Consider the following 1,505-nt stretch of genomic DNA (forward strand, 5'->3'; position numbering starts at 1 on the left):
GTAGCGGTCCAAGAACCGTACAGCGAACGCGAGCACCACACAAAGTGATCCCAAAACCTCGTAAACAACTCAAAATGTTCCGCACACACACCAACCAACAAAAAGTTGAGTGAGTGATCGGCGTATTAGTACCAGTCAACTCCACACCTCACAGTGCTTCCATACCCGGCCTATCAACCCCATGTTCTATGGGACACCTCTCCCCCAACAAAGGGGATGGAAATCTCATCTCGAAGCAGGCTTCCCGCTTAGATGCTTTCAGCGGTTATCCTTCCCGAACGTAGCCAACCAGCCATGCACCTGGCGGTACAACTGGCACACCAGAGGTTCGTCCGTCCCGGTCCTCTCGTACTAAGGACAGGCCTCCACAAATTTCCTACGCACGCAGCGGATAGGGACCGAACTGTCTCACGACGTTCTAAACCCAGCTCGCGTACCGCTTTAATGGGCGAACAGCCCAACCCTTGGGACCGACTACAGCCCCAGGATGCGACGAGCCGACATCGAGGTGCCAAACCATGCCGTCGATATGGACTCTTGGGCAAGATCAGCCTGTTATCCCCGAGGTACCTTTTATCCGTTGAGCGACCACGCTTCCACAAGCCATGGCCGGGTCACTAGTCCCAGCTTTCGCTCCTGCTCGACACGTCCGTCTCACAGTCAAGCTCCCTTGTGCACTTACACTCGACACCTGATTGCCAACCAGGCTGAGGGAACCTTTGGGCGCCTCCGTTACTCTTTAGGAGGCAACCGCCCCAGTTAAACTACCCATCAGGCACTGTCCCTGAACCCGATCAGGGTCCGAAGTTAAGGAATCCAGAATGGTCAGAGTGGTATTTCACTTGTCGACTCCACCACCACTAGCGTGATGGCTTCACAGTCTCCCACCTATCCTACACAAACCACACCGAACACCAATACCAAACTATAGTGAAGGTCTCGGGGTCTTTCCGTCCTGCTGCGCGTAACGAGCATCTTTACTCGTAATGCAATTTCGCCGAGTTCGTGGTTGAGACAGCAGAGAAGTCGTTACGCCATTCGTGCAGGTCGGAACTTACCCGACAAGGAATTTCGCTACCTTAGGATGGTTATAGTTACCACCGCCGTTTACTGGGGCTTAAATTCTCCGCTTCACCCCCTAAAGGGTTAACGAGTCCTCTTAACCTTCCAGCACCGGGCAGGCGTCAGTCCGTATACATCGACTTACATCTTCGCACGGACCTGTGTTTTTAATAAACAGTCGCTTCTCTCTGGCCTCTGCGACCACCACCAGCTTTCGGAGTAAATCCTAATACCGGGATGGCCCCCCTTCTCCCGAAGTTACGGGGGCATTTTGCCGAGTTCCTTAACCACGATTCTCTCGATCACCTTAGTATTCTCTACCTGACCACCTGTGTCGGTTATAGGGTACGGGCAACACACACCCTCACGTCGATGCTTTTCTCGGCAGCTGAGGATCACCAGATCACCCCACCAAAAGTGGGGCGCCCATCAGCTCTCACACT

General features: G+C 53.7%; 1 rRNA gene. It reads right to left on the bottom strand.

What is annotated here, in order from left to right:
* Nucleotides 1–105: 105 nt before the first annotated feature.
* Nucleotides 106–1,505, bottom strand: a 23S ribosomal RNA gene (locus MPN20_RS17065); the annotation flags it as partial.

This window comes from Brevibacterium sp. ZH18, assembly GCF_022748595.1.
GTDB lineage: Bacteria > Actinomycetota > Actinomycetes > Actinomycetales > Brevibacteriaceae > Brevibacterium.